Consider the following 24,420-nt stretch of genomic DNA (forward strand, 5'->3'; position numbering starts at 1 on the left):
CCTGCCGCGGCCATCCGCTTGCAGCCGCCGGGCCAGCTTTCGCGATCGCCATGAACGACATGTCCGCCATCGCCCGGCCGCGCCACGGCATGGGCTTCTACACCTTCGTGGGCCTGACCGCCGCGCTGATGGCCACCAACGCGCTGGCCATCGACTCAATGCTGCCGGCCTTGCCGCAAATGGCGGAGGCGCTGGGCATCGCCGAGGCCAACCAGCGGCAGTGGATCATCACGGCCTATCTGCTCGGTTTCGGCGTCTCCCAGATCTTCTACGGCACGATTTCCGACCGCTACGGCCGCCGGCCGGTGCTGCTCGTCGGCCTGATCGTCTACGTGATCGCGAGCATCGCCGCGGCCTTCGCCGGCTCGTTCGAGGCGATGATGGCAGCGCGCGTGCTGCAGGGTATCGGCGCTGCGGCGACGCGCGTGCTCGTCGTCTCGATCGTGCGCGACTGCTATTCCGGGCGCGAGATGGCGCGCGTGATGTCGCTCGCCATGATCGTCTTCCTGGCCGTGCCGATCCTGGCGCCCTCGATCGGCCAGGCGATCCTCTGGGTCGCGCCCTGGCGCTGGATCTTCGGCGTGCTGACCGCCTTCGGCGGCGCCGTGCTCATCTGGGTCGCGGTGAAGCTGCCCGAAACCCAGCATCCGGAGGACCGCAAGCCGATCGCCCCCCGAAGCGTCGCCGCCGCCTTCCGCACCACGCTGACGAGCCGCATCGGCGTCGGCTACATGCTGGCGATGGCCTTCGTGCTCGGCGGGCTGTTCGGCTTCATCAATTCGGCGCAGCAGGTCTTCGTCGACGTCTTCCACACACCCGAACTGTTCACGACCGTCTTCGCGCTGATCGCGATGTTCATGGCGGCGTCCTCGCTGTTGAACTCACGCATCGTCGGGCGGCTGGGCATGCGCCGGGTCTCGCATACCGCGCTGCTGGGCTACATCGCGCTGACGAGCGTGCACGCGCTCGTTGCCCTGGCGGGCCATGAGTCGCTGTGGAGCTTCGCGATCCTGCAAGGCGGCGCCATGTTCTGCTTCGGCCTGCTCGGGCCGAATTTCGGAGCCATGGCGATGGAGCCGCTCGGCCATGTCGCGGGGACGGCATCCTCGGTGCAGGGCTTCGTCACCACAGTGATCGGCGCGCTTCTGGGCTTCTATATCGGCCAGCACTTCAACGGCACCGTCATCCCGCTGACGCTGGGCTTCGCGCTCTGCGGCATCGCCGCTCTCATCATCGTGCTGATCGTGGAAAAGGGCCGGCTGTTCCATCCGGCGCCCGGCCGCGCCTGAGCGGCTCCGCCCGATCCGTCGCCAACGGCGACGGGCATGCCTGGAATCGCCTTCAATCCGCTCGTGAGCGAAAGAGGTTCGCCGTGGCTCGGGAACAGCGCCGCCGTCGCCGTCCCGCTGTCGCTGCCTGCCCTACGCGACCTTCAGATTCACCGCAGCGCTCTTGCCGGTCTTGCGATCAGGTTCGAGGTCGTAGCTGATCTTCTGGCCTTCGTTCAGGCCACGCAGCCCCGCGCGCGTCACTGCGCTGACGTGCACGAAGATGTCGCCGCCGCCCTCGTCGGGCGTAATGAAGCCGTAGCCCTTGGTCTCGTTGAACCATTTCACGGTTCCCGTACTCACATGCCGCTCCTTCCTTGACGCCTGCCGGACCCGCCCGGCGAGGCAGTGTAGGAGGCAAATCGCGGTGGTTGCAATGACGCGCCGCACAAAACCCTTCCGCGCATGCGAAGACCGGGCCGCAATGCCGCCTGCGCAGGCCCGGTGGCGGTGCAAAGCCGCTTGCGGTCGACGCGTCGCTCCCGCATGAACGGCCCAAGCAAGCGCTGGAGCATTGCGCAAAAAAGTGGGTGCCGGTTTTTTGCAGCAGCAGTGCTCTAAACTTTGAGGACCTAGGGAGCTGCCCGATGAGCAATTATGTGATCGATCCGCCGGCCGCCGTGGCCGTTCCGGTCGCGGGAGGCGGTTCCTTCCCCGTGCGGCGCGTTTTCTGCGTCGGCCGTAATTACGCCGAGCACACCCGCGAGATGGGAGGCGACCCTGATCGCGAGGAGCCGTTCTTCTTCACCAAGCCGGCCGATGCGCTGCTGATCAACGGCGCCGACATGCCTTATCCGACGAAGACCAAGGATCTCCATCATGAGATGGAGCTGGTCGTCGCAATCGGCACCGGCGGCAAGGACATCCCGGAATCCGAGGCGCTCGCCCATATCTACGGCTATGCCGCCGGGCTCGACATGACCCGTCGCGACCTGCAGAACGCGGCGAAGAAGACCGGGCGGCCGTGGGACATGTCGAAGGGCTTCGACCTCTCCGGGCCGATCGGCGAGATCGTGCCGGCGAGCCAGGCCGGCCATCCGAGCGCCGGCAAGATCGAACTCACCGTCAACGGCGCCGTGCGCCAGAGCTCCGACCTCGCCAAGCAGATCTGGAACGTCGAGGAGACGATCTCCTATCTCTCGGGCCTGGTCGAGCTCAGGCCCGGCGACCTGATCTTCACCGGCACGCCTGAAGGCGTCGCCGCCGTCGGCAAGGGCGACGTTCTCGAAGGCGAAATCGCCGGCGTCGGCACCGTCCGCACCCGTATCGTCTGAGGCGTCATTCTCGGGCTTGCCCCGAGAATCTCATGACCAGCCGCGCTGGTTTCCGAGATGGTCGGGTCAAGCCCGACCATGACGAGGGTCCAGCCTTCCTCCCCGACAAGACCGAGAGCAGAAACCATGCGCCTGACATCCGACGCCAGCGGCGTCTTCCCGATCGCGCCGACTCCGTTCAACCCGGACGGCAGCATCGACTGGACCTCGGCCGACCGGCTCTTCGAGTTCTACCACGGCATCGGCTCCGACGGCGTCACCGTGCTCGGCATCATGGGCGAGGCGCCCAAGCTCGAGCCCGAGGAGTCGGTCAGCCTCGTCAAGCGCGCGGTCGCGAAGATGGGCGGCAAGCCGATCATCGTCGGCGTCTCCGCGCCCGGCTTCGCGGCGATGCGCTCGCTCGCCAGGCAGGTGATGGATCTCGGCGCCGGCGGGGTGATGATCGCGCCGCCGCCGAGCCTGCGCACCGACGACCAGATCACCGGCTACTATGCCCAGGCGGTCGAGGCCATCGGCTCGGACATCCCCTTCGTCATTCAGGACTATCCGCTGACGCTCTCGGTGGTGATGACGCCGGCGGTGATCCGCAAGATCGTCCAGGACAACCCATCCTGCGTGATGCTGAAGCACGAGGACTGGCCCGGCCTTGAGAAGATCTCGACGCTGCGCAAGTTCCAGGCGGAAGGGTCGCTGCGGCCGATCTCGATCGTGACCGGCAATGGTGGTCTCTTCCTCGATTTCGAGATGGAGCGCGGGGCAGACGGCGCCAATACCGGCTATGCCTTCCCCGAGTTGCTGATCGACGTGGTGCGCCTGCAGAAGGCCGGCAAGCGCGACGAGGCCCATGACATCTTCGACGCGCATCTGCCGCTGCTGCGCTACGAGCAGCAGCAGGGCGTCGGCCTCGCCGTGCGCAAATACACGATGATGAAGCGCGGCATCCTCACCCACGACGCCCAGCGCAAGCCGGGCGCGGCTCTGAGCGCGGCTGCCAGGACCGAGGTCGACTACCTGCTGGCGCGGCTTGCGAAGCACGACCCGCGCGCGAAGGTCTGATCGGCCAGAACGTCATTCTCGGGCGCCGCGCAGCGGTGACCCGAGAATCGCCGGCAAGAGATGCTCGGGTCAAAGACCGGGCAGGACGCACGAGAATCCGGGCTCAGTGGCCCTTGTGCTCGCCCTCGCCGCCCTTGGCGGCGATCGAATCCACCTTGAACTCGACATCGACGGTGCCGGCCTTCTCGAAGGTCAGCGTGCCCTTCATCATCTCGCCCTGCTTCAGCGGCTGCTTCAGCTCCATGAACATGATGTGGTAGCCGCCGGGCTTGAATTCGACCTTGGCGCCGGCCGGAACCTCCACGCCCTGCTCCAGCGGGCGCATGGTCATGATGCCGTCCTTCACCGCCATTTCGTGGACTTCGGCGCGGGCCGCGAAGGGTACGGAGACCGAAACCAGCCGATCAGGCGTGGTTCCCGTATTCTCGATGCTGAGATAGCCGCCGCCAACCTTGGCACCGGCCGGAGTCGCGCGCGACCAGGGATGGCCGATCTTGAGCGGGCCCGCCTTGAACTCATGGGCGGCAGCGATGCTGGCGGAAAGCGCGAGCACGGCCGCGGCGAGCGAAAGGGAAAGCTTCATAATGGATATCCTGAACGGACGGGCCGCTGACGCAGCCTCATGAGAAGGTGCCGTCGCTCCTCGGGAGCGGACAGGCCGGAATTCGATGTGAATGGACAGGCGGAGGTTTCAGCCGGCCGGCGGAGCGCGCGACTGCGCGAGCCCGGTTGCGAACCGATGCGGCAGCCCCTCTGCCAGCGACATAGGCGAGGCCAGGTGGACGGCCAACCGCACCGGCGCGGGCGTATCCTCCACCGGAGCGCCGGCGAGGACAGGATTGAGCGGACAGCCCTTGCAATGGGCGACATCGCTGGCCGGGGCCGGCGCACCTTCCTCGGGCACCGGGGCGCCGGAGCAGAGGATGGCGCCGTCCCTTGCCGTGAAGGCCGCCAGGGCCGGAGCCGGCGCAAGCGCCAAGGCCAGCACGCAAAGCGCATAGGCTGTCGCCAGCCAAGCTCCGAGCCCGGAGCGGCGAAGGCGATCGAGAAGGGCGGCGCGAGCCTGCATGGCGGCAGATGGCGCCGCTTCCCCGGCTTCGTCAAGCCGCGCATTGCCGCATCATTGGCGGAGCGCAAAGAGCGTCTGGAGAATATTCTTCTCCGACGTATAGTTTCTTTAAAAGAACGGACCGGTTGACAAAGAGGACGATCCCCGCCAGATTGCGAACGTTCCCGGAGCGATCCGGGCACCGCGGAGATTTGAGCGAGCAGCTTGCGCCGCGTCACCAAACGCTAAAGCGCCACGACCGGGTCGTGGGCTCCAGATTGAGGAGACTGACATGGCCGTTGCCAAAGCAAGCCGAAGCCCGATCCGCTTCCGCCCGACCCTCTGCTGCTGTCGACGCTGAGATCGCAAGGGCCGCAAGGCCGTTTCCATCCGATCGTTTCGACGAACACGCCGCAAGATGCGGCGAAAGGCAGAGCCATGTCCCCGCTTCATTCCGCCTCCAGCCGGCCCCGCCCGGCACTGCAAGCCTATGTCATCGAAATCGGCGAGGATCAGGTCGGCCTCGTCAGCCGCCGCACCGACGAGCGCGACTTCACCTTCATCGCCGCCTCCTCGGCTTTCCGGGCCCTGGACGGGCAACGCTTCGCCACGCCCGGCGCGGCAGAGAACGCCGCGCGCCGGCTTGCCCGGCCGCGCCGCCACGGCCCGCTGCGGCTGGCCTCGTGAGGCAGTGATGCAAATCCTGTCATCCCTCTGGAACGCCGCCGCAGCCTGGTTCAACCGGGCCGTGCCAGCGGCCTTCGACCCGCTCGACGCGACAAGCGCGGACGACCGGCGCCGCTCGATCCACGACCTGACCATCGAGCAGCTCGGCATCGCCCACTGGTCCTGCCACACCCATTTCTGAGGACATGATGAACGCCCCCGTCAGCCCCGGCGCGTTGAGCGCCGGCGCCTTGCCCATCGCCATTGCAGAGCCAGCCATCCGCTTCGAGCAGGTCGGCAAGACCTTTGCGGCGCGCAGCGGCCAGCAGGCCGTGAGCGCGCTCGCCGGCATCGATCTCGACGTGCCCGCCGGCAGCATCCTCGGCGTGATCGGTCGCTCCGGCGCCGGCAAGTCGACGCTGATCCGCCTCGTCAACGGGCTGGAGCGCGCCACGGCCGGCCGCATCCTGATCGAGGGCAAGGAGGTCACGAACCTCACCGAGGCCGGCTGGCGCGCACAGCGCCGCCGCATCGGCATGATCTTCCAGCACTTCAATCTGCTGTCCTCGCGCACGGTCTTCGACAACGTCGCGCTGCCGCTGGAGATCGCCGGCACGCCGCGCGCCGAGATCACCGCGAAGGTCGAGCGGTTGCTCAAGCTCGTCGGCCTCGCCGACAAGACCGCGCGTTATCCGGCGGAACTCTCGGGCGGGCAGAAGCAGCGCGTCGGCATCGCCCGCGCGCTCGCCACCGATCCCAAGGTACTGCTCTGCGACGAGGCGACCTCGGCGCTCGACCCGGAGACGACCCGTTCGATCCTGGCGTTGCTGAAGCAGGTCAATCGCGAGCTCGGCATCACCATCCTGCTGATCACCCACGAGATCCCCGTCATCAAGGAGATCTGCGACCGTGTCGCGGTGATCGAGGACGGGCGCATCGTCGAGCAGGGCGAAACCTTCTCCGTCTTCACCAACCCGCAGCACCCGACGACGGCACGCTTCGTCGAGGCGGTGACCGGCGTCGAGGTGCCCGAGCATCTCGCCGGCCGCATCCGCACGCAGGCGCGCCCGGGCGACAACCTGGTGCTGCGCATCACCTTCATCGGCGAGAACGCCACCGCCCCGGTGATCAGCCGGCTGAGCGCGGTCGTCGGCGTCGACGTCAACATCCTGGCCGGGCGGATCGACGCCATCGCGGGCCAGCCCTTCGGCAGCCTGCTCGTCTGCGTGCCCTCGCGCGCGCCGGAAAGCGACGCCGTGCTCGGCGCGCTGAAGGGCCTCGGACTCAAGGCGGAGGTCATCGGCCATGTCTCCTGAACTCATCCGCCTGATCTGGCAGTCGACGCTGGACACGCTCGCCATGGTGGCCGTCTCGGCCGGCATCGGCACGCTGCTGGGGCTGCCGCTCGGCGTCTTCCTCGCCACCAGCAAGCGCGGCGAGCTTTTTGCGGCGCCCGCGGCCAACGCCCTGCTCGGGGTGCTGGTCAACGCCACCCGCTCGACGCCCTTCATCATCCTCGTCGTCGCGATCATCCCCTTCACTCGGCTGCTCGCCGGCACCTCGATCGGCACCGCAGCCGCCATCGTGCCGCTGACCGTCGCAGCGACGCCCTTCATCGCCCGTCTGATCGAAGGCGCGGTGCGCGAGGTCGACCAGGGGCTGGTCGAGGCCGCGCGCGCCATGGGCGCCACGCCCGTCCAGATCGTCCGCAAGGTGCTGGTACCCGAGGCGCTGCCTGCCATCGTGCTCGGCCTCACCCTCGCCGTGGTCAGCCTGATCGGCTTCTCGGCCATGGTCGGCGCGGTCGGCGGTGGCGGACTCGGCGACCTCGGCATCCGCTACGGCTACCAGCGTTTCATGCCCGACGTGATGGCGACCGTCGTCGCCGTGCTCATCGTCCTCGTCCAGCTCGTGCAGAGCTTCGGCGACCGCCTCGCGCGCCGCCTCAACAAGCGCCTGCGCCACGCCTGACCCGTCATTTCTTCTGCTTCACATCGAAGGAAACCACTATCATGACGACCTCTTTCAGCCGCCGCGCCGCTCTCGTCGCCGGCTTCTCCCTGGCGCTCGCCGCCGGCCCGGCCTTCGCCCAGCAGAACCAGGTGATCCGCATCGGCGCGACGCCCGGCCCGCATGCCGAGATCCTCGAGAAGGTGAAGCCGCTCGCGGCGCAGAAGGGCCTGGATCTCAAGATCACCGAGTTTTCCGACTATGTCGTGCCCAATCAGGCGCTCGATGCCGGCGAGCTGGAGGCCAACTCCTTCCAGCACGAGCCCTATCTCGACAACCAGGTGAAGGACCGCGGCTACAAGATCGTCAAGGCCGGCCTCACCGTGAACTTCCCGATCGGCATCTACTCGTCGAAGTACAAGAGCTGGGCCGAGATTCCAGACGGCGCCACCATCGCCATCCCGAACGACCCGACCAATGGCGGGCGCGTGCTGCTGCTGCTGCAGGACAAGGGCGTAATCAAGCTCAAGGACGGCGTCGGCTTCAAGCCGACCGTCGCCGACATCACCGCCAACCCGAAGAAGTTCAAGATCATCGAGCTCGAGGCCGCCCAGACGCCGCGCTCGCTGGCCGATGTCGCCGCCGCGGCGATCAACACCAACTACGCTGTCGACGCCAAGATCGACCCGGCCTCCGCCATCCTGCGCGAGGACGCCAAGGGCCCCTATGTCAACCTGATCGTGGTCCGTGCCGCCGACAAGGACAAGCCCTGGGTCAAGACGCTGGTGGATGTCTATCACAGCCCGGAGATCAAGAGCTTCATCGCCGAGCGCTACAAGGGCGCCGTCCTCGCCGGCTGGTGACCATTTCCTCCCACCTGGCTCTCCAGTCATATGGCCAGGCGCCTTGCCCCGGATGCACCGCATCCGGGGCTTTTCTTTTTATCGCGTCATGGCCGGGCTTGACCCGACCATCTCGGAAACCAGCGTGCTCTGGTCATGAGATTCTCGCGTCTGCGCTTCGCTTCGCCCGAGAATGACGCGGGCGGTTCGTCAGTTGCCGATCTTGCCGAAGGCGAAGAACTGGGTCTCGCCGGAAGAGTCGTCGACGCCGTCATTGTCGGTGACGACGAAGAGGTGCCCGGCCTTGTCGACCGCCATGCCCTCGACCTTGTCGAGGCCGTAGCCGCCGGCCTTCATCAGATCGGGCGTCAGGTCGCGCAGCAGGGTCTTCTCGACGGTCGGGATTTCCGCCGCGCCGATCGCGGCGGGCTTCAGGCCCTTCACCGAGAAGGTCTGGAGCGTCTTCACAGCCTTGGCGCCGAAGCCGTTGTCGCGCTCGATCACGGCGAAGCGATCATCGCCAAGGGCAACCAGCTCGGAGAGGCCCATCCAGAAGCCGGCAGCCGGCTGGGACAGCGGATAGTGCAGTACACCCCATTCCTTGGTCGCCGGCTTGTAGGAGAGGATCTTGGTCCTGCCCTTGGGCTCGTCCTTCCACTCGCGCTGCACGGCAAGCGAGACCGTCTCGTCGGCGCCCGTGCCTGTCACAGCCACGCCCTCGAAGCCGAAGCGGACCGCATGCTTCGCCAGAGCTTCCGGCAGGACGATCTCCTCCTCAACCTCGCCCTTGGCCGAGACGCGCAGCAGGATATCGGCGAGCGGTGCGTCCTTCTTCTCGGGATTGCCCTCGGAAGCCAGCCAGAAGCCGCCGCCCTCGCGCGTCGCGATGCCTTCGAGATCGTAGGAGGCGGGCTTGCCGTCCTTGGTCACGGTGATCGCGCCGGTGATGCGGGCCGGCTTCTGCGTCGCGTCGATCTGAAGGATGCGCGAGGGCGCATAGGCGCTGTCGGTGATCGAGAAGAGCTTGCCTGGCGCGGTCCGATCGGCGGCCAGACCGGAGAGCGCGCCCCAGCCGATCGGCAAGCCGTTCTCGTCCTCGGACTGGATGGTCGGGTAGATAGCCGCCTGCTCGGAGCGGCGATAGATCATCACGGCCGAACGCGCCCCGCCCTTCTCGCCGGCATCGGTTTCCGAGGCGGAAACGAAAAGGTCGCGCTGCGGGATTGCAAGCAGTCCCTCCGGGCCGATGCCGGTCGGCAGCGCCTGCAGGAAGCGCGGCGCCTTGCCGGCACCCTCGTCCTTGTAGACCAGCACCAGCGAGGCGCGCTCCAGCCCGACGAAGATCAGCCGGTCATTGCCGTAGGTCGCGACCTCGATGCCCTCGGGCTCGCTGCCCTTGGCGGCGGAGCGCTTCTCGGGATAATGGCCGAGCCGCATGGCGAGGTGGTCGACATCCGAGCCGGAATCGAACTCGACCGTCCCATCCTTCCGAAAGATCGTGAAGCCGCGCGAACCGCCCTTCCAGTCGCCCTCATTGGCGGTGACGAAGCGGTCATTGTCGATCCAGCGCACGGCGTCGGGCTCACGCGCGACGCCCTTCAGCTCCTCTGTCGGGCTGATCTTGCCGTCGCGGGTCTTGTCGATGTTCTTCAGATCGACCGAACCGGCCGAGAAATGGGTCACCACCTTGCCGGTCTTCGAATCGACGACGATGAGGTGGTTGCTCTCCTGCAGCGTCACCACGACGAGTCCGTCCTGATTGACGTCGACGAATTCCGGCTCCGGATCGGTCGGCTCGACGGTGGCGAGGCCGGTCAGATCGACGACCTGGCGGGTGGCGCAGTCGATGGCGCCATCCTTGATGCCGATCAGGGTCAGGTTGCCGGCGGGGAGTTGCGGCAGGGCGCCCTTGTTGAGCTTCTCGTCGCGCTCGTTCTCGATCGCGATGGCGATCCTGCCCTTGTCCTTTGTGAGCGTAACCGAGTCGGGCTGCCCACCGAGATCGCATTTCGCCACGACCTGTTTGGTCTTGAGGTCGACGGTGGCGAGATGGCCGGCCGGCTCCTTGAAATTGTCGCCGGAGGTGACGACGGCGACGAAGGCCTTGTCACCGAGAATCGTCACGGACGTGGATTCGCCTTCCAGCGGCACGAAGCCCGCGGGCTTCGGGTTGGCCGGATCGGCGATGTCGATGAGGCCGAGCGCCTTCTGCTCGGCATCGGTATAGGCGAGCAGCATACCGTCCTCGCTGGCCGCGATGATCTCGGAGACGGTCTTCTTGGCGGGATCGCGGTCGGTCGGCAGGTTCTGCGGCACCGAGAAGGTGGCGATGCGGTTGAACAGCGGCTCCGCGCCGGCGGTGCCGGCGAGGAGCAGGGAGGCGAGAGCCGCGAGGACGAGAGGCTGGCGCATGGAACAGACCCGCTGACGGAAAAGGATATCCGCGGCTAGAGAGCCCATGCGACAGCCGCGTGACAATCTCAGCGCAGGCCCGCGCCATCCATGCCCAGCGGGGCTTCGGCCTGCACCGGCGAGCGCCGGAAACCGATCATCTCCAGCTCGGTGACGACGGCGACGGCCACAGCCTGGGCGAGCACGAAAGCGATGCCGAGCCCGGTCGGCGCGAACCAGCCCATCAGCAGGACCGCGATGCTGTCGACGATCCAGAGCAGGTTGACGCCGATAACGGCGTAGACGGCGAGGCGAGGCAGAACCTTGCGGCTGGCGAGGAAGCCCAGCAGCACCGCGCAAGGCAGCAGCACGGCCCCCGCGCCGCGCAGGAAACCATCCGGCAGGCCGAGCGGACCGGCGAGCGGACCGGCGGCGGTGGCGAGCAGGAGGCCCATGCCGGCGCAGGCGGCGGCATCGAGCGCAAGAGCGTTACGCAGCAGAGGCGAGGACTGGATGAGCGACATGACATTCTCCTTGCGGCTTGCCGGGCGGTCAGCCCGTTGTCGATGCCGGGGATGCTGCCGGTTTCGGGGGGAGGCGTCGATTAAGCGGGAGGTAATTGGAACGGCCTGCGGGGATCGCTAGCTTGGCTGCCATGAACACGCATCACGCCCCATCCATCGGCGCCCTGCTCCGTGACTGGCGCCAGCTTCGCCGCTTCAGCCAGCTCGACCTCGCGCTCGAAGCCGAGATCTCTCAGAAGCATCTGAGCTTCATCGAAAGCGGCCGCTCGCGCCCGAGCCGGGAGATGGTGCTGCTGCTCGCCGAGCATCTGGCCGTGCCGCTGCGCGAGCGCAATGCGCTGCTGTTCGCCGCGGGCTATGCGCCGATCTATCTGGCGCGTTCGCTGGAAGACCCCTCGCTGAAGGCGGCGAAGGGCGCGATCGACCTCATCCTCAGGGGGCACGAGCCCTATCCGGCGCTCGCGGTCGACCGGCACTGGACGCTGCTCGCCGCCAATGGCGCGGTGACCCGGCTGCTCGGCCTCGTCGCCGACGCGGAGCTGCTGCGGCCGCCGGTGAATGTGCTGCGCCTGTCGCTGCATCCGGACGGGCTCGCTCCGTTCATCGCCAATCTCGGCGAATGGCGGGCCCATCTGCTCGCCCGCCTGCGCCAGCAGGTGCGGGCGACGGCGGATGGCACTCTGGGCGCCCTGCTGAACGAGCTTTCCGAATACCCCTATCCGGCCGAGGCCAAGAAGGCGCGCCATGATGCCGAGATGGAAGCCGGCATCGTCGTGCCGATGCAGTTGCGGCTCGGGGATGTGGTGCTGTCGCTGATCTCGACGACGACGGTGTTTGGGACACCGGTCGACATCACGCTGTCCGAACTCGCCCTGGAACCTTCTTCCCAGCCGACGCCGCGACGGCCGAGGCGCTGCGGGCGCTCGCGGCGAACGGCAGCGGAACGGCGTGATCGCCCGGAACCTTTCCGCCCAGGCTCCGTTCCTTATCCGACGCGACGGATGTCGCACCCGGACCAGAAGGAGCTTCGCTATGGGCAGCACGACCGACAAGATCAAGGGCATGGCCAACGAGGCCGCCGGCAACGTCAAGCAGGCCGCCGGCAAGGCGCTCGACAAGCCCGGCCTCCAGGCCGAGGGCAAGGCCCAGGAAATGAAGGGCGAGGCCCAGCAGGCGATCGGCAAGGGCAAGGACGCCGTCAAGAAGGCCGTCGACAAGATCTGAGGCTTCGGTCTCAAAAGCAAAGGGCCGCCGAAAGGCGGCCCTTTTCATGTTTGCCTACGTGCGGCTCAGGCCGTGCCGCCGAGCCCGCCCAGGAAATCCTTGACCCGGCCGAAGAAGCCGGCCGTCTCGGGGTGGTTATTGTGCGAGCTCTCGCGCTCGAACTCCTCCAGGAGCTCGCGCTGGCGCGCTGTGAGCTTCTGCGGCGTCTCCACCACGACCTGGATGTAGAGATCGCCAACGTCGCGCGAGCGCAGCACGCTCATGCCCTTGGCCTTCAGGCGGAACTGCTTGCCGGTCTGCGTGCCCTCGGGAATCTTCACCCGCGCCTGCTCGCCCGAGAGCGTCGGCACCTCGATCTCGCCGCCGAGCGCCGCCGATACCAGCCCGATCGGCACGCGGCAGAACAGGTCCGCGCCGTCGCGCTGGAAGATCGCGTGCGGCTTGATCGAGAGGAAGATGTAGAGATCGCCCGCGGGCCCGCCGCGCAGACCAGCCTCGCCTTCGCCGGCAAGCCGGATGCGGGTGCCGTCCTCGACACCAGCCGGAATATTGACCGAAAGCGTCCGCTCGCGCGTGACGCGGCCGGCGCCCTGACAGTTCTTGCAGGGATCGTCGATGATCTCGCCGCGGCCCGAGCAGGTCGGGCAGGTCCGCTCGACCGAGAAGAAGCCCTGATTGGCGCGGACGCGGCCATGGCCGCCGCAGGTCGGGCACTGCCGCGACTTCGAGCCGGGCTTGGCGCCGGTGCCCGAGCAGGCCTCGCAGGAAACCGAGGTCGGCACGCGGATCGAGGCGTTCTTGCCGGTGAAGGCCTCTTCCAGCCCGATCTCGAGATTGTAGCGCAGATCGGCGCCGCGTTCGCGGCCATTGGCGCTGCGCGGACCGCCACGACGGGCGTCGCCGAAGAAGGAATCGAAGATATCCGACATGAAGTCGGAGAAATCGGCATTGCCGCCGGCGCCGCCGCCGCCATTCTCGAAGGCCTGATGGCCGAAGCGATCATAGGCGGCCCGCTTCTGGCCGTCGGAGAGGACCTGATAGGCCTCGTTGATTTCCTTGAACTTGATCTCGGCTTCCTTGTCGCCGGGATTCTTGTCCGGGTGATGCTGCATCGCGAGCTTGCGGAACGAGCCCTTGAGCTCGACTTCGGTCACGGTCCGGCTGACGCCGAGGATCTCGTAGTAATCGCGCTTCGACATCGATCGAACAGCCCCTTCGCCTCCCATGCGTCATGGCCGGGCTCGACCCGGCCATCTCCGGCAGGAAGGCGCTTCCTTCTTCGCGACGCCTTCTCGTAACGAGATGGCCGGGTCAAGCCCGGCCATGACGTTCCCGAGGAAGGCGGGCGCGGGTTACGCGCTCTTCTTCTTGTCGTCCGAGACGTCCTTGAAGTCGGCGTCGATGACGTCGTCCTTCTTGGCGTCCGCCGCCGCTTCGCCTTCGGCCGCGGCGCCATTCGTCTCGGCCTGGCTGGCGGCATACATCGCCTCGCCGAGCTTCATGGAGGCCTGCATCAGCTCGTTGGTGCGAGCCTGGATGGCCTCGGCGTCCTCGCCGGTGAGCGCGGTCTTCAGCGCCTCGACCGCGGTCTCGATCGCCGACTTGTCGGCCTCGGTGACCTTGTCGCCATAGTCCTTCAGCGACTTCTCGGTCGAGTGAACGAGGCTCTCGCCCTGGTTCTTGGCCTCGACCAGCTCGCGGCGCTTCTTGTCCTCGGCCGCGTTGGCCTCGGCGTCCTTCACCATCTTCTGGATGTCGGCCTCGCTGAGGCCGCCCGAAGCCTGGATCTTGATCTGCTGCTCCTTGTTGGTGGCCTTGTCCTTCGCCGTCACCGAAACGATGCCGTTGGCGTCAATGTCGAAGGTCACCTCGATCTGCGGCATGCCGCGCGGGGCCGGCGGAATGCCCATCAGGTCGAACTGGCCGAGCAGCTTGTTGTCGGCCGCCATCTCGCGCTCGCCCTGGAAGACCCGGATCGTCACCGCGTTCTGGTTGTCCTCGGCGGTGGAGAAGACCTGGCTCTTCTTGGTCGGGATCGTGGTGTTGCGGTCGATCAGGCGCGTAAAGACACCGCCAAGCGTCTCGATGCCGAGCGACAGCGGGGTCACGTCGAGCAGCAGCACGTCCTTGACGTCGCCCTGCAGCACGCCGGCCTGGATCGCAGCGCCGATGGCGACGACTTCGTCAGGGTTGACGCCCTTGTGCGGCTCCTTGCCGAAGAACTGCTTCACGACCTCCTGCACCTTCGGCATGCGGGTCATGCCGCCGACGAGGACGACCTCGTCGATCTGGCCCGCCGAGAGGCCGGCATCCTTGAGCGCCTTCTTGCAGGGCTCGATGGTGCGCTGGATCAGATCGTCGACCAGGCTCTCGAACTTGGCGCGCGAAAGCTTGATGGCGAGGTGCTTCGGACCCGAGGCATCCGCCGTGATGTAGGGCAGGTTGATCTCGGTCTGCGAGGCGCTCGACAGTTCGATCTTGGCCTTCTCGGCCGCTTCCTTCAGGCGCTGGAGAGCGAGCTTGTCCTTCTTCAGGTCGATGCCCTGCTCGCGCTTGAACTCGTCCGCGAGGTACTCGACCAGGCGCATGTCGAAATCTTCGCCGCCGAGGAAGGTGTCGCCGTTGGTCGACTTCACCTCGAAGACGCCATCGCCGATCTCGAGGATCGAGACGTCGAAGGTGCCGCCGCCGAGGTCATAGACCGCGATGGTGCCGGCCTGCTTCTTGTCGAGGCCATAGGCGAGCGCTGCCGCCGTCGGCTCGTTGATGATGCGCAGCACCTCGAGACCGGCGATCTTGCCGGCATCCTTCGTCGCCTGGCGCTGGGCGTCGTTGAAATAGGCGGGAACCGTGATGACGGCCTGGGTGACGGGCTGGCCGAGATAGGCCTCCGCCGTCTCCTTCATCTTGGTCAGCGTGAAGGCCGAGATCTGCGACGGCGAATAATCCTTGCCGTCGGCGGACACCCAGGCATCTCCGTTCGAGGCCTTCGTGATCTTGTAGGGGACCAGCTTGAGGTCCTTCTGCGTCATCGGGTCGTCGTAGGTGCGGCCGATGAGGCGCTTGATCGCGAAGAAAGTGCGCTCCGGATTGGTGACGGCCTGGCGCTTCGCAGGCTGGCCGACAAGGCGCTCGCCGTCATCCGTGATGGCGACGATTGAGGGCGTGGTGCGCGCGCCCTCGGAATTCTCGATGACCTTGGGCGTCGAGCCTTCCATCACTGCAACGCAGCTGTTGGTCGTGCCGAGGTCGATACCAATGACTTTACCCATGGATGGGATCCCTTTCGATTGAGCAGATCGCCGACCTGCGACGCATTCACGCCGCCTGCCGGCCCATGGACCGGGCCGCCCCCGCTTCAGCGGCGAACGAACCGGCATTCCACGTTTGACGGTGGTTAAACCGCCCCTTGGCGGCGTATATAGTGAGGGTGTTCCTACCCTTGCAAGACAGGCGAGCCGATTAAGAATCGGGGATTGTGGGGTTTTGGGCTGCACCGGCGCTTTCCGCCGCGACTGTGTCCTTGCGGCCCTTGCGCCCGCTCGCACCTGCCTTCATGCAGGAAGGCCGTTCCGTTTGCGCATGGACACCATGAGCCGATCGACGCGCATCGCCCTTTCTCTGGCGGCTATCTCAGCCGCGATGACGGCGCTCGCGCAGGCGCAGCCCCTGCAATTGCCGGGCGCGCAGCCGTTCAATGCTCCCGGTACGCAGCAGGGCGCCCCCTCGCAGCCGGGCACGCCCGCCGCGCCGCGGCCGCCGAGCATGCCCGCGATCAAGATTCCGACCGAGGAGGGAATCCTCGGCAGGCCCCTTCACCGGAACGGCCATCACGGCGAGGCGACTTTCACGAAAACCGCCAGCGGCTTCGGGATGAAGCTCGACCTCGACGGCTTCCAGCCTGTCAATCTCGTCGAGCCCTGCTCCGTTTCCTTCGGCGATGCGCCCGTCCCGGTCACGGCGCTCGGGCGCCCGGCCGGGGTGCCGCGCTACCGGCTGGAAGCGCCGATCTGCCCGATCGTCTTCGATGTGCTCGATGGCGCCGTCCTCGTGGTGGAACCGAGCGAACCCTGCGTCGTCGAGGCAGCCCAATGCCGGATCGATCCGCGTGGCCTGTGGGGGCCGGACGCGCGGACGATCGCCGCGCAGGCGAAAGAGATCGAACGGGCGCGCGGCGCCGCCGAGCGCGCCGTCCGCGAGGGCTACCGGACCCTGACGGCCAAATCGGACGCCGTCGAGCAGCGCTCGATCGCCCGCGAGCAGGCGGGATTCTCCTCCGAGCGCGAAACCATCTGCCGCGATTTCCAGCGCGAGGGCCAGATGGGCTTCTGTGCCGCACGAATCACGGAAGCGCGCGCCGCCGCGCTACGCGTCCGGCTCGGCCTCAGCGCCGACCCCAAGCCTGCCGCCAAGCCGAAGCCGCGCCCGGCGCCAAAGCCCGCGCCGCTCTCGCTCACGCCGACGCAGTAGAAGGCTGGCGGACCTCTCCCGCGGCCCCCGGCGCCCCCTGCGATTAAGGCTGCGTTCACTACCTTGTCCGGCTTCCTCTCCGGCCGCACAAGGCAGCGCGCATCTTTACGATTGCTCCGGGACTGGCCGCTTACAAGCCGGAGCACACTGCTTTTGGGGGACCGAATAGAATGCGCCTTTTTGATTGGGGATTTGCAAGGAAAGGTCTGGCGGCCGTGCTCGCCGGCCTGCTCGCCAGCGCCGCGCCGGCCCAGGCCTGCACGAACATTCTGATGATCGCCGCCGACGGCACGCCGGTTTACGGCCGCACCCTCGAATATGCGCTCCAGACACCGTCCGACGTCGTCGTGGTCCCGCGGAACTATGCCTTCGTCGGGACCCGTCCCGCCAACATGCCGGCCCCCAAGTGGAACACGCGTTATGCTTTCGTCGGCGTGATGAGCTTCGGCCAGCCTTTCGTCTCCGACGGCATGAACGAGAAGGGGCTCGCCGGCGGTGCCCTGTATTTCCCGGACTTCGTGGGCTACACGCCGGTGGCGCAAGCCGATCCGAACACCGCGCTCGCGCCCTGGGAATTCCTGAGCTGGGTCCTGTCGAACTTCGCCACGGTCGCGGAGGTCAAGGAAGCCCTCAACAAGGCCGTGATCGTCGACCTTCCGGCGCCGATCGTGAATTTCACGCTACCGTTCCACTTCCCGATTCACGATGCGACAGGCGCCTCGATCGTGATCGAGCCCGTGGACGGCAAGCTGAAAGTCTATGACAATCCGCTCGGCGTGCTGACGAATTCTCCCACCTTCGACTGGCACCTCAACAACATCCGCAACTACGTCAAGATTTCGCCGGTCTCGGCCGATCCGCTCAAGATCGGCGGCAAGACGTTCGAACCCTTCGGACAGGGGTCCGGACTGCTCGGCATCCCCGGTGATCCGACGCCGCCGTCGCGCTTCATCCGCGCGCTCGGCTACGTCGCCTCGGCGAAGCAGGCTCCCGATGGTCCGCAGGCGGTGCGTCTCGTCGAGCACATCATGAACAACTTCGACATCCCCGTCGGCTTCATCAACTCGGCGGCGAAGGGCGGAGAGCTCGAGTATACGCAGTGGACCTCGGTCGCAGATCTGCGGGCCAAGAAGTACTACATCAAGAGCTATCAGGATCAGGTCCTGCGCATGGTCGACCTGACCAGCTTCGACCTCGACGCCAAGGCACTTCAGGTTGCACCGTTCAAACCGAACCCGGTGCCTCCGGCGCTTCAATTCGCGAAGCCGTAAGCCCAAAGCCGCCCCCGCTCACTCCGTGAGATCGGGGGCGGCTCTTCCCTGGATCATCAACCGACCGGCCCGATGGGCCAAGCCCGCGCCCGATCGGCCCCGTCGTCAGGGCGAGACCGTCAGCGGCAGCGAGACCGTAAGCAGGCCGACGGTTCCGCGCGCGCGGTTCTCGACGGCAAACTCGCGCAGGACCTTGATGCGGGTCGATATCGGCGTCTTTCCGACCGTGAAATTGTAGGCGAGCGTGCCGCCCAGCGCCGTCACGCGCCCCTTGTAGGGACCGAGCTGTGCGCCGGACCCGCTATCGCCGGTGACCTGCTGATAGTGATAGCCGATCACGCCGGCGGAAAGCGCGCTGGTCAACGCCTTCGAGGCGGCCCATTCTAGGTGGAACTCGGTGCCCGTCCGGTAGTCCGTGGCCGGATTGGTGCCGTTGAACGTCACGCCGGCGACACCCGACAGATCGACACCGGTTTCCGGATCGAACCAGGTGAGGGCACCGGACAGGTCCGTTGCCCAGCGGTGGAAGGCAAGATTGGCGAGTTCGCCGTTGCGGTACTCGCCCGCCGGTGCGTTCACCATGACGGTCGCGTTCCAATGGAACTTGCCGGCATGCCAGCCGAGCATCGTCGAGAACACGGGATCGCCGACCATCGTCGCATTGTCGCGCACATTGGAGCCGATCAGGCGGTTCGTTCGTGGCGAATCGTATTCGACACCGGCCCCGACCCTGACGCGGCCGACAGGCAGGGTGGCTCCAAACGCGAGATTGCCGCCGGCGATCTCCCAGGGAGTCACCCACGTGCCGCTCAGGAAATCGGCCCGTGCCTGGCTGCGCACATCGGCGACGAAGCGGCCGCCGGAAGGCAGGGACTTCCGGGCATCGAGCTTCGCGTCGTAGCTATAGGTATCACTCTCGAAATAGACCCCGGGCGGCGRCAGGTAACCCGCCATCGGGCCGCGACCGCCAAGCAGGTAGAAGCCCGTGCCGTTCTCGGCCGCGCGCGCATCTCCCTGAGCCCCGAAAACACCGGCAACAAGGCCGAGCGCCATCACGCCGAACCGGACTGGCCGGCGCGATTCGCAGGCTTGGTTAGTCATCATGTCGTCTATCGCCCCCCGGCGCGGTCGCCGCCAGCCGGGCGAATCAGCTGGGCGAGCCTAGAGCGCTTGCGGGCGGCGGTGAATCCCCAATCGGCCTTGTCCCACTAGCGTCGGGCGCGCGCCATTCGGGCTTGCAGCGATCGCTCATCCAGCGTCGCAACCGCATCGATCAGCTCGACCGCGAAGCTGCCTGGGCCATGGCAGCGCTCGGCCGCGATTTCGCCCGCAATGCCATAGGCCGTCAGCGCGGCTCCGGCCGCGATCACCGGGTCTGGTTCGACCGCAAGACAGGCTGCGGCCAGCGCGCTCGAAGCACAGCCGAGCCCGGTCACGCGGCTCATCAGCGGATGCCCGAAGGCAACAGAGAGCTTGCCGGAAGGCCCGTCGATCATGTCGACAGCCCCTGTCGTCGCGCGCGTGACCCCGGAGGACTGTTCAAGCAGCCCGGCCAACGCCGCCATCTCGACCGCATTGCCGCGCACGACGACGCCCGGCAGCCGCAACACCTCCCCGGCCAGCTTCAACCGGAGCGGCGACAGCTCGACGAAGACAGGGTCGAGCACGAGCGGGATGCCGCCGTCCCGCGCCGCAGCAAGGAGCTTCGGGATGGCGCGCTCGCCCTCCGGACTGATCGTGCCGAGATTGACCAGGATCGCGCCGGCGCCGGCTGCAACAGCCGCAACCTCCTCGGGATGACCAGCCATCGAGGGCACGGCTCCGAAGGCGAGCAGCATGTTGGCGGTAACGTTCTGCGCCACCGTATTGGTCAGGCAATGGACGCGCGGGCGGCGCTCGGCCACCCGCGCGAGGATCGACGCGACCTGGGCCGCGTCGAGGCTGTTGTTCATGCCGCTCATTCGGCCGCAGGTAGATAGATGCTGCCGCCCTTGTCGAGGAATTCCTTCGACTTGGCGGCCATGCCTTCGTCGGCCAAAGCCTCCAGTGCCTTGCGTTCGTTCTCACCCATCGCCTGCACCTCGGCGCGCAGATCCTGCGTGATCTTCATCGAGCAGAATTTCGGCCCGCACATCGAGCAGAAATGGGCGACCTTGTGGGCGTCCTTCGGCAGGGTCTCGTCGTGGAATTCCCGCGCCGTGTCGGGGTCGAGCGCGAGGTTGAACTGGTCCTCCCAGCGAAAGTCGAAACGGGCGCGGGAGACCGCGTCGTCTCGGATCTTCGCCGCCGGATGGCCCTTGGCGAGGTCGGCGGCATGGGCCGCGATCCGATAGGTGATGACGCCGGTCTTGACGTCGTCGCGGTTCGGCAGCCCGAGATGCTCCTTCGGCGTGACGTAGCAGAGCATGGCGCAGCCATACCAGCCGATCATCGCAGCCCCGATGCCGGAGGTGATGTGGTCATAGCCCGGCGCGATGTCGGTGGTCAGCGGTCCGAGCGTGTAGAACGGCGCCTCGCCGCATTCGCGCAGCTGCTTGTCCATGTTCTCCTTGATCTTGTGCATCGGCACATGGCCGGGGCCCTCGATCATCACCTGGCAGCCCTTGTCCCAGGCGACCTTGGTCAGCTCGCCGAGCGTCTCGAGTTCTGCGAACTGAGCCCGGTCGTTGGCGTCGGCGATCGAGCCGGGGCGCAGGCCGTCGCCGAGCGAGAACGAGACGTCATATTTGCGCATGATCTCGCAGATCTCGTCGAAGCGCTCGTAGAGGAAGCTCTCGCGGTGATGCGCCAGGCACCAGCGCGCCATGATCGAGCCGCCGCGCGAGACGATGCCGGTGACGCGGTTGGCGGTCAGCGGGACGTAAGGAAGCCGCACGCCGGCATGGATGGTGAAATAGTCGACACCCTGCTCGGCCTGCTCGATCAGCGTGTCCTTGAACACCTCCCAATCGAGCTTGATCGGATCGCCGCCGACCTTCTCCAGCGCCTGGTAGATCGGCACCGTGCCGATCGGCACCGGCGAATTGCGCAGGATCCAGGAGCGGATGTTGTGGATGTTGCGGCCGGTGGAGAGGTCCATCACCGTGTCGGCGCCCCAGCGGATCGCCCAGACCAGCTTCTCGACCTCCTCGGCCGCGCCGGAGGTGACGGCGGAGTTGCCGATATTGGCGTTGATCTTGACCAGGAAGTTGCGGCCGATCGCCATCGGCTCCAGCTCGGGGTGGTTGATGTTGGCCGGGATGATCGCGCGCCCGCGGGCGATCTCGTCGCGGACGAATTCGGGCGTTACGAATTCCGGCACGCTGGCACCGAAGCTCTCGCCATCGGCATGCCGCTCCCGCGCGCCTTCCAGCATGGCGGCACGACCGAGATTCTCGCGATGGGCGACATAGATCATCTCGGGCGTGATGATGCCCGCCTTCGCGAACTCGTACTGCGTCGTCATCTGGCCCGGCTTCGCCTCGAGGATCGGGCGCTGCGCCGGGCAGGCGGGCACGAGCTGCGCTTCGCTGATATGGCCGTTGTCGGCAGCGGTGACGGCCCGGCCGGGCACGGTCTGGAAGCCGCGGGCATCGAGCCAGGCCCGGCGCGGCTGCGTCAGCCCGGCGTTGAGGTCGATTTTCGCCTCGGTCTCGGTATAGGGGCCGGAGGGATCATAGATGCGCACCGGCGGCTCGGCATCGGTGGTCAGCACGACCTCGCGGAACGGCACGCGCATTTCGGGATGTTCGGGGGCTGCGACATAAATCTTGCGCGAGCCGATGATCGGGCCGGTCGTCACGCTTTGCGGCGCGGTTTTGACGCTGTTCTTCTGGGGTTTGATATGGGCATTCATGGGGATCTCCTCCTTGGTACAGGTCAGGAGATCCGGCGTCGAAGCGGTTCAGTCGCTGTCTGCGGGCAAGGCTTTGCGCCCTGCGATCGCGTTCCAGTCCCTCCGCCGGTATGACCCGGATCAGGTTCGACGGGTTCGGCTTCGGAAGCCATCTCAGCCCTTGCGGGCACCCCTCGGAACGGTACGGAGGTTAGGCGCAGCGAGGCCGCTTGGCAACGGGTGATGCGGCAGACGATCAGAAGGCGGGAATTCTTCAGGCGGAGCGGTCGACAAGGGCGCCCTGCCCGGCCGGGAGCATCGCCTTGCTCTGGTCGACGCTCTGCTGGAGCATGGTGACGAGGCTCTGATCGGCCTGCGCGTTCTGTTTGATCATCTCGGCGGACAGCGCCTGCTGCGTCGAGGCGGCCTGCATCGTGACGATGCTGCGGGCAAGGGAGACGGCGTCGCTCATGCCGGCGACGCTAATGCGCCCGCCTTGCCAAATCCTGAACGGCATCAGGGCCTGATGATCGACGGCACCGCACGCGGCATCGGCAGATCGCGACCGGGCTGCGGCGGGCCAGCCTGTGCTCCGTCATCGCGCGGTTCGCGCCTGTCGGCGMGCGGCGGGGCGGCCCGTTCGCCGGGCGGCGGCCGAACGGTCTCATCTGCACGTGGCCTCACCGGCACGCCAGGAGCACGCTGTTTCACCGCAGGAGGAGCATTCTGAGCCGATGCCGGAAACGGCGCGAAGTAACCCGCGAGCATCAGGCCTGCCATCGCCAGAGCGGACATCTTCATGGCTGCATCTCCCATCGGCTCTCCCTCCGGAAGAGGAACCGCCGTGGGCGTGCGGGGGTTCCTCGCGCGCCGCAAAGAACGGGGCTGCCCATGGAGCAGCCCCGTGCGGGATCAGCGGTTCTGACCGGTCAGCAGCGGCGTGATGCGCCGCAGCGTCACGCGCCGATTCTCGCGCGCGGCGTCCTGGGTCTGAACCTTCAGATACTGCTCGCCATAGCCCTGGGTGGTCAGGTTTTCAGGCGGGATCTGGAAGTCGCGCGTCAGGATCTCGGCGACCGACTGGGCCCGGCGATCCGAGAGCGAGAGATTGTCGACATCGGAGCCGACGGCATCGGTATGCCCCTCGACGAGGAAGACCTCGTTGGGCGAGCTCTGCAGGGCCCGCCGGACCGAATCCGCGATCACGGCCAGACGCTGGCCCTGGTCCGGCGAAACCTGCCAGGAACCGGTGTCGAAGTTGATCGTATCGATATCGACGCTGCGCATGCGGGCACGAAGATCCGGCGAGTAGCGGACCTCGTCGAGCGTGTAGCGACGCGGGATCGCGGCGATCGGCGGCGCCATGATCGTCTCGTAGATCAGTGCCTCGTCGGCCTGATCGGCATCGACGATATAGCGCTCGCGCGGGATCGGCAGCGGCGGCGGCGGCAGCACGACGACATCATCGGCGAAGCGTCCGGGACGGTCACGCAAGGTGTTGTCGATGATCACCACCTCGCGGTCGTCGCGATCGATGCGGATACGGCGGATCAGGCGGCCCTCCTCATCGGTGACGGTGACGATACGCGTGCCATCGGGACGCTCGAACACGGTCCGCATCTCGCCGTCGCGGCGCTCGGAGCGGCCTTGCCAGCCGAGATCGCGGAAACGCTGGTCCTCGTCGCGGCGGATGATGGCGCGCCCGTCGTCGTCGCGGATGATGGTGCGGCCAGGCTCGCGGATGACGGTGACATCACCCTCGCGCCGTTCCTCACGCCGCGCCCGGATATCGTCGAAGCGTTGCGCTCCCTGAACGGCCATGATGCCGCCGATAGCGCCGACCCCGAGACCGATCGCCCCGGCCACACCCGGCGAGATTCCGCCGCGACGGCCTTCGCGCTGTGGCGGCTGAGTGGGGAAGACGCCGCCGGCCGGCGGCTGCGCCGGCGCCATGCCGGGCTGGGTCGGTGCGACACCGGGTTGCACCGGCGCCGAGGCGCCAGGAACCGCGGCGGGAGGCGCGCCCGGAGCGGGGCGACCGGGCTGAGCGGGCACCGCTCCTGCAGGCGGCGTGGCCGGGGGCGGGGGCGAAGGCGGAGAGGCAGCGCCGGGTTGCGCCGGAGCTGGGACGACGGGAGCCGCGGCCGGAGGCGTTGCAGGGCGCAGCGGCTGCGCCGGAGCTGCGCCGGCCGGCGGTACCGGAACTGCGGCGCCCGGCTGAGCCGGAACGCCGGGAGCAACAGCAGGCGGCGTCGCCGGGCGCGGCTGCCCGGCCGGGACCGTGGGAGCCGTGCCAGGCTGCGGCGCTGCGCCCGGCGGGCGCTGGAACGGAGCGGCCGACGGCGGGACGGCCGGCCCTCCGCGCGGAACCACGGAGGGTGGCGCGCCGGCGCCGGGCTGAACCGATGTGCCGGGAGCAGCGGAAGGTGGCGCCCCGGGCGGGCGAGGCTGCCCTGCGGGAGCCGAGGGAGCCACACCCGGCTGCGGTGCAGCCGCCGGAGGACGCGCTTGAGGCGGAGCAGCGGAGGGCGGAACAGCCGGGCCGCCGCGCGGCACGACCGA

At 67.3% G+C, this 24,420-nt stretch carries 23 protein-coding genes, 1 pseudogene and 1 riboswitch; of the genes and pseudogenes, 12 read left to right on the top strand and 12 right to left on the bottom strand.

The annotated features are described in order from the left end of the window. Positions 1–50: 50 nt before the first annotated feature. Positions 51–1,289, top strand: a complete 1,239-nt coding sequence (locus tag AC1DIN_RS15925; RefSeq protein WP_476810487.1) for a multidrug effflux MFS transporter — start codon at positions 51–53, stop codon at positions 1,287–1,289. Between the two features lie 132 nt (positions 1,290–1,421). Here the strand turns inward: AC1DIN_RS15925 and AC1DIN_RS15930 are convergent, their stop codons facing one another. Further along, on the bottom strand, positions 1,422–1,631 hold the full coding sequence (locus tag AC1DIN_RS15930; RefSeq protein WP_441472153.1) for a cold-shock protein: 210 nt from the start codon (positions 1,629–1,631) through the stop codon (positions 1,422–1,424). A gap of 284 nt (positions 1,632–1,915) precedes the next feature. Between AC1DIN_RS15930 and AC1DIN_RS15935 the strand changes: the two genes are divergently transcribed. Both AC1DIN_RS15935 and AC1DIN_RS15940 read left to right on the top strand, forming a co-directional pair. Continuing rightward, a complete protein-coding gene (locus tag AC1DIN_RS15935; RefSeq protein WP_476810488.1) occupies positions 1,916–2,602 on the top strand; it encodes a fumarylacetoacetate hydrolase family protein in 687 nt (228 codons plus the stop codon). A 126-nt stretch (positions 2,603–2,728) separates the two neighbouring features. Continuing rightward, positions 2,729–3,658 (top strand): dihydrodipicolinate synthase family protein, encoded by a 930-nt coding sequence (locus AC1DIN_RS15940; RefSeq protein WP_476810489.1) that lies wholly within the window; start codon positions 2,729–2,731, stop codon positions 3,656–3,658. A 103-nt stretch (positions 3,659–3,761) separates the two neighbouring features. On the opposite strand, the gene AC1DIN_RS15945 is transcribed toward AC1DIN_RS15940, so the two are convergent. After that, positions 3,762–4,241 carry a copper chaperone PCu(A)C gene (locus tag AC1DIN_RS15945; RefSeq protein ID WP_441472150.1) on the bottom strand — a complete coding sequence of 160 codons (480 nt, stop codon included), beginning with the start codon at positions 4,239–4,241 and terminating at the stop codon, positions 3,762–3,764. Between the two features lie 108 nt (positions 4,242–4,349). Next, positions 4,350–4,727 carry a hypothetical protein gene (locus tag AC1DIN_RS15950; protein WP_476810490.1) on the bottom strand — a complete coding sequence of 126 codons (378 nt, stop codon included), beginning with the start codon at positions 4,725–4,727 and terminating at the stop codon, positions 4,350–4,352. A gap of 417 nt (positions 4,728–5,144) precedes the next feature. On the opposite strand from AC1DIN_RS15950, the gene AC1DIN_RS15955 reads away from it, so the two are divergent. From AC1DIN_RS15955 to AC1DIN_RS15975, 5 genes are read left to right on the top strand one after another with little or no spacing between them, the layout of a single operon-like run. Then, positions 5,145–5,393: a hypothetical protein gene (locus tag AC1DIN_RS15955; protein ID WP_441472148.1), complete on the top strand. Its 249-nt coding sequence runs from the start codon at positions 5,145–5,147 to the stop codon at positions 5,391–5,393. A 7-nt stretch (positions 5,394–5,400) separates the two neighbouring features. Next, positions 5,401–5,574, top strand: coding sequence for a hypothetical protein (locus tag AC1DIN_RS15960; RefSeq protein WP_441472147.1), 174 nt, complete (start codon positions 5,401–5,403; stop codon positions 5,572–5,574). A 7-nt stretch (positions 5,575–5,581) separates the two neighbouring features. Beyond that, positions 5,582–6,688 carry a methionine ABC transporter ATP-binding protein gene (locus tag AC1DIN_RS15965; RefSeq protein ID WP_476810491.1) on the top strand — a complete coding sequence of 369 codons (1,107 nt, stop codon included), beginning with the start codon at positions 5,582–5,584 and terminating at the stop codon, positions 6,686–6,688. Next, positions 6,678–7,343 (top strand): methionine ABC transporter permease, encoded by a 666-nt coding sequence (locus AC1DIN_RS15970; RefSeq protein ID WP_149131599.1) that lies wholly within the window; start codon positions 6,678–6,680, stop codon positions 7,341–7,343. The genes AC1DIN_RS15965 and AC1DIN_RS15970 overlap by 11 nt, the downstream gene beginning before the upstream one ends. 41 nt (positions 7,344–7,384) lie before the next feature. Continuing rightward, positions 7,385–8,185: a MetQ/NlpA family ABC transporter substrate-binding protein gene (locus AC1DIN_RS15975; protein ID WP_441472145.1), complete on the top strand. Its 801-nt coding sequence runs from the start codon at positions 7,385–7,387 to the stop codon at positions 8,183–8,185. Positions 8,186–8,374: 189 nt separating this feature from the next. Here the strand turns inward: AC1DIN_RS15975 and AC1DIN_RS15980 are convergent, their stop codons facing one another. Both AC1DIN_RS15980 and AC1DIN_RS15985 read right to left on the bottom strand, forming a co-directional pair. Continuing rightward, entirely contained in the window at positions 8,375–10,576 is a 2,202-nt protein-coding gene (locus AC1DIN_RS15980; RefSeq protein WP_476810492.1) for an esterase-like activity of phytase family protein, read from the bottom strand. Between the two features lie 68 nt (positions 10,577–10,644). Further along, complete coding sequence (locus AC1DIN_RS15985) at positions 10,645–11,079, bottom strand: hypothetical protein (RefSeq protein ID WP_476810493.1); 435 nt, start codon at positions 11,077–11,079, stop codon at positions 10,645–10,647. A gap of 131 nt (positions 11,080–11,210) precedes the next feature. Between AC1DIN_RS15985 and AC1DIN_RS15990 the strand changes: the two are divergent. Together AC1DIN_RS15990 and AC1DIN_RS15995 are read left to right on the top strand one after the other, a co-directional pair. Beyond that, a pseudogene (locus tag AC1DIN_RS15990) lies at positions 11,211–12,031 on the top strand (helix-turn-helix domain-containing protein). Between the two features lie 80 nt (positions 12,032–12,111). Further along, a complete protein-coding gene (locus AC1DIN_RS15995; protein WP_476810494.1) occupies positions 12,112–12,303 on the top strand; it encodes a CsbD family protein in 192 nt (63 codons plus the stop codon). A gap of 65 nt (positions 12,304–12,368) precedes the next feature. On the opposite strand, the gene dnaJ is transcribed toward AC1DIN_RS15995, so the two are convergent. After that, on the bottom strand, positions 12,369–13,502 hold the full coding sequence (gene dnaJ / locus AC1DIN_RS16000; protein WP_476810495.1) for a molecular chaperone DnaJ: 1,134 nt from the start codon (positions 13,500–13,502) through the stop codon (positions 12,369–12,371). Positions 13,503–13,655: 153 nt separating this feature from the next. Continuing rightward, entirely contained in the window at positions 13,656–15,575 is a 1,920-nt protein-coding gene (gene dnaK / locus AC1DIN_RS16005; RefSeq protein WP_441472140.1) for a molecular chaperone DnaK, read from the bottom strand. Positions 15,576–15,894: 319 nt separating this feature from the next. On the opposite strand from dnaK, the gene AC1DIN_RS16010 reads away from it, so the two are divergent. After that, positions 15,895–16,773, top strand: a complete 879-nt coding sequence (locus tag AC1DIN_RS16010) for a hypothetical protein (RefSeq protein WP_476810496.1) — start codon at positions 15,895–15,897, stop codon at positions 16,771–16,773. A 170-nt stretch (positions 16,774–16,943) separates the two neighbouring features. Further along, complete coding sequence (locus AC1DIN_RS16015; RefSeq protein WP_476810497.1) at positions 16,944–18,044, top strand: linear amide C-N hydrolase; 1,101 nt, start codon at positions 16,944–16,946, stop codon at positions 18,042–18,044. 105 nt (positions 18,045–18,149) lie between these two features. Here the strand turns inward: AC1DIN_RS16015 and AC1DIN_RS16020 are convergent, their stop codons facing one another. From AC1DIN_RS16020 to AC1DIN_RS16040, 5 genes are all read right to left on the bottom strand, one after another. Next, positions 18,150–19,148, bottom strand: coding sequence for a SphA family protein (locus AC1DIN_RS16020; RefSeq protein WP_476810498.1), 999 nt, complete (start codon positions 19,146–19,148; stop codon positions 18,150–18,152). 104 nt (positions 19,149–19,252) lie between these two features. Further along, the gene (locus AC1DIN_RS16025; RefSeq protein WP_476810499.1) at positions 19,253–19,996 is read right to left on the bottom strand and encodes a hydroxyethylthiazole kinase; all 744 of its coding nucleotides are present in this window, start codon (positions 19,994–19,996) and stop codon (positions 19,253–19,255) included. A gap of 5 nt (positions 19,997–20,001) precedes the next feature. Next, positions 20,002–21,879 carry a phosphomethylpyrimidine synthase ThiC gene (gene thiC / locus AC1DIN_RS16030; protein ID WP_441472135.1) on the bottom strand — a complete coding sequence of 626 codons (1,878 nt, stop codon included), beginning with the start codon at positions 21,877–21,879 and terminating at the stop codon, positions 20,002–20,004. Positions 21,880–21,958: 79 nt separating this feature from the next. Continuing rightward, a riboswitch (TPP riboswitch) is annotated at positions 21,959–22,063 on the bottom strand. Positions 22,064–22,132: 69 nt separating this feature from the next. After that, entirely contained in the window at positions 22,133–22,375 is a 243-nt protein-coding gene (locus tag AC1DIN_RS16035; protein ID WP_476810500.1) for a hypothetical protein, read from the bottom strand. Positions 22,376–22,770: 395 nt separating this feature from the next. Further along, positions 22,771–23,844, bottom strand: a complete 1,074-nt coding sequence (locus AC1DIN_RS16040) for an OmpA family protein (RefSeq protein ID WP_441472132.1) — start codon at positions 23,842–23,844, stop codon at positions 22,771–22,773. Positions 23,845–24,420 lie beyond the last annotated feature (576 nt).

Source organism: Allobosea sp. 05T438 (assembly GCF_056396025.1).

What these genes read in the sequence shown, in the direction of transcription:
- AC1DIN_RS15925 (WP_476810487.1), top strand. Translation starts at nt 51, where the DNA reads ATGAACGACATGTCCGCCATCGCCCGGCCGCGCCACGGCATGGGCTTC.
- AC1DIN_RS15960 (WP_441472147.1), top strand. Translation starts at nt 5,401, where the DNA reads ATGCAAATCCTGTCATCCCTCTGGAACGCCGCCGCAGCCTGGTTCAAC.
- AC1DIN_RS15945 (WP_441472150.1), bottom strand. Translation starts at nt 4,241, where the DNA reads ATGAAGCTTTCCCTTTCGCTCGCCGCGGCCGTGCTCGCGCTTTCCGCC.
- AC1DIN_RS16010 (WP_476810496.1), top strand. Translation starts at nt 15,895, where the DNA reads ATGAGCCGATCGACGCGCATCGCCCTTTCTCTGGCGGCTATCTCAGCC.
- AC1DIN_RS16025 (WP_476810499.1), bottom strand. Translation starts at nt 19,996, where the DNA reads ATGAACAACAGCCTCGACGCGGCCCAGGTCGCGTCGATCCTCGCGCGG.
- AC1DIN_RS16015 (WP_476810497.1), top strand. Translation starts at nt 16,944, where the DNA reads ATGCGCCTTTTTGATTGGGGATTTGCAAGGAAAGGTCTGGCGGCCGTG.
- thiC (WP_441472135.1), bottom strand. Translation starts at nt 21,879, where the DNA reads ATGAATGCCCATATCAAACCCCAGAAGAACAGCGTCAAAACCGCGCCG.
- AC1DIN_RS15940 (WP_476810489.1), top strand. Translation starts at nt 2,729, where the DNA reads ATGCGCCTGACATCCGACGCCAGCGGCGTCTTCCCGATCGCGCCGACT.
- dnaJ (WP_476810495.1), bottom strand. Translation starts at nt 13,502, where the DNA reads ATGTCGAAGCGCGATTACTACGAGATCCTCGGCGTCAGCCGGACCGTG.
- AC1DIN_RS15980 (WP_476810492.1), bottom strand. Translation starts at nt 10,576, where the DNA reads ATGCGCCAGCCTCTCGTCCTCGCGGCTCTCGCCTCCCTGCTCCTCGCC.
- dnaK (WP_441472140.1), bottom strand. Translation starts at nt 15,575, where the DNA reads ATGGGTAAAGTCATTGGTATCGACCTCGGCACGACCAACAGCTGCGTT.
- AC1DIN_RS15970 (WP_149131599.1), top strand. Translation starts at nt 6,678, where the DNA reads ATGTCTCCTGAACTCATCCGCCTGATCTGGCAGTCGACGCTGGACACG.
- AC1DIN_RS15935 (WP_476810488.1), top strand. Translation starts at nt 1,916, where the DNA reads ATGAGCAATTATGTGATCGATCCGCCGGCCGCCGTGGCCGTTCCGGTC.
- AC1DIN_RS15955 (WP_441472148.1), top strand. Translation starts at nt 5,145, where the DNA reads ATGTCCCCGCTTCATTCCGCCTCCAGCCGGCCCCGCCCGGCACTGCAA.
- AC1DIN_RS15950 (WP_476810490.1), bottom strand. Translation starts at nt 4,727, where the DNA reads ATGCAGGCTCGCGCCGCCCTTCTCGATCGCCTTCGCCGCTCCGGGCTC.
- AC1DIN_RS16035 (WP_476810500.1), bottom strand. Translation starts at nt 22,375, where the DNA reads ATGCCGTTCAGGATTTGGCAAGGCGGGCGCATTAGCGTCGCCGGCATG.
- AC1DIN_RS15985 (WP_476810493.1), bottom strand. Translation starts at nt 11,079, where the DNA reads ATGTCGCTCATCCAGTCCTCGCCTCTGCTGCGTAACGCTCTTGCGCTC.
- AC1DIN_RS15965 (WP_476810491.1), top strand. Translation starts at nt 5,582, where the DNA reads ATGAACGCCCCCGTCAGCCCCGGCGCGTTGAGCGCCGGCGCCTTGCCC.
- AC1DIN_RS15975 (WP_441472145.1), top strand. Translation starts at nt 7,385, where the DNA reads ATGACGACCTCTTTCAGCCGCCGCGCCGCTCTCGTCGCCGGCTTCTCC.
- AC1DIN_RS15995 (WP_476810494.1), top strand. Translation starts at nt 12,112, where the DNA reads ATGGGCAGCACGACCGACAAGATCAAGGGCATGGCCAACGAGGCCGCC.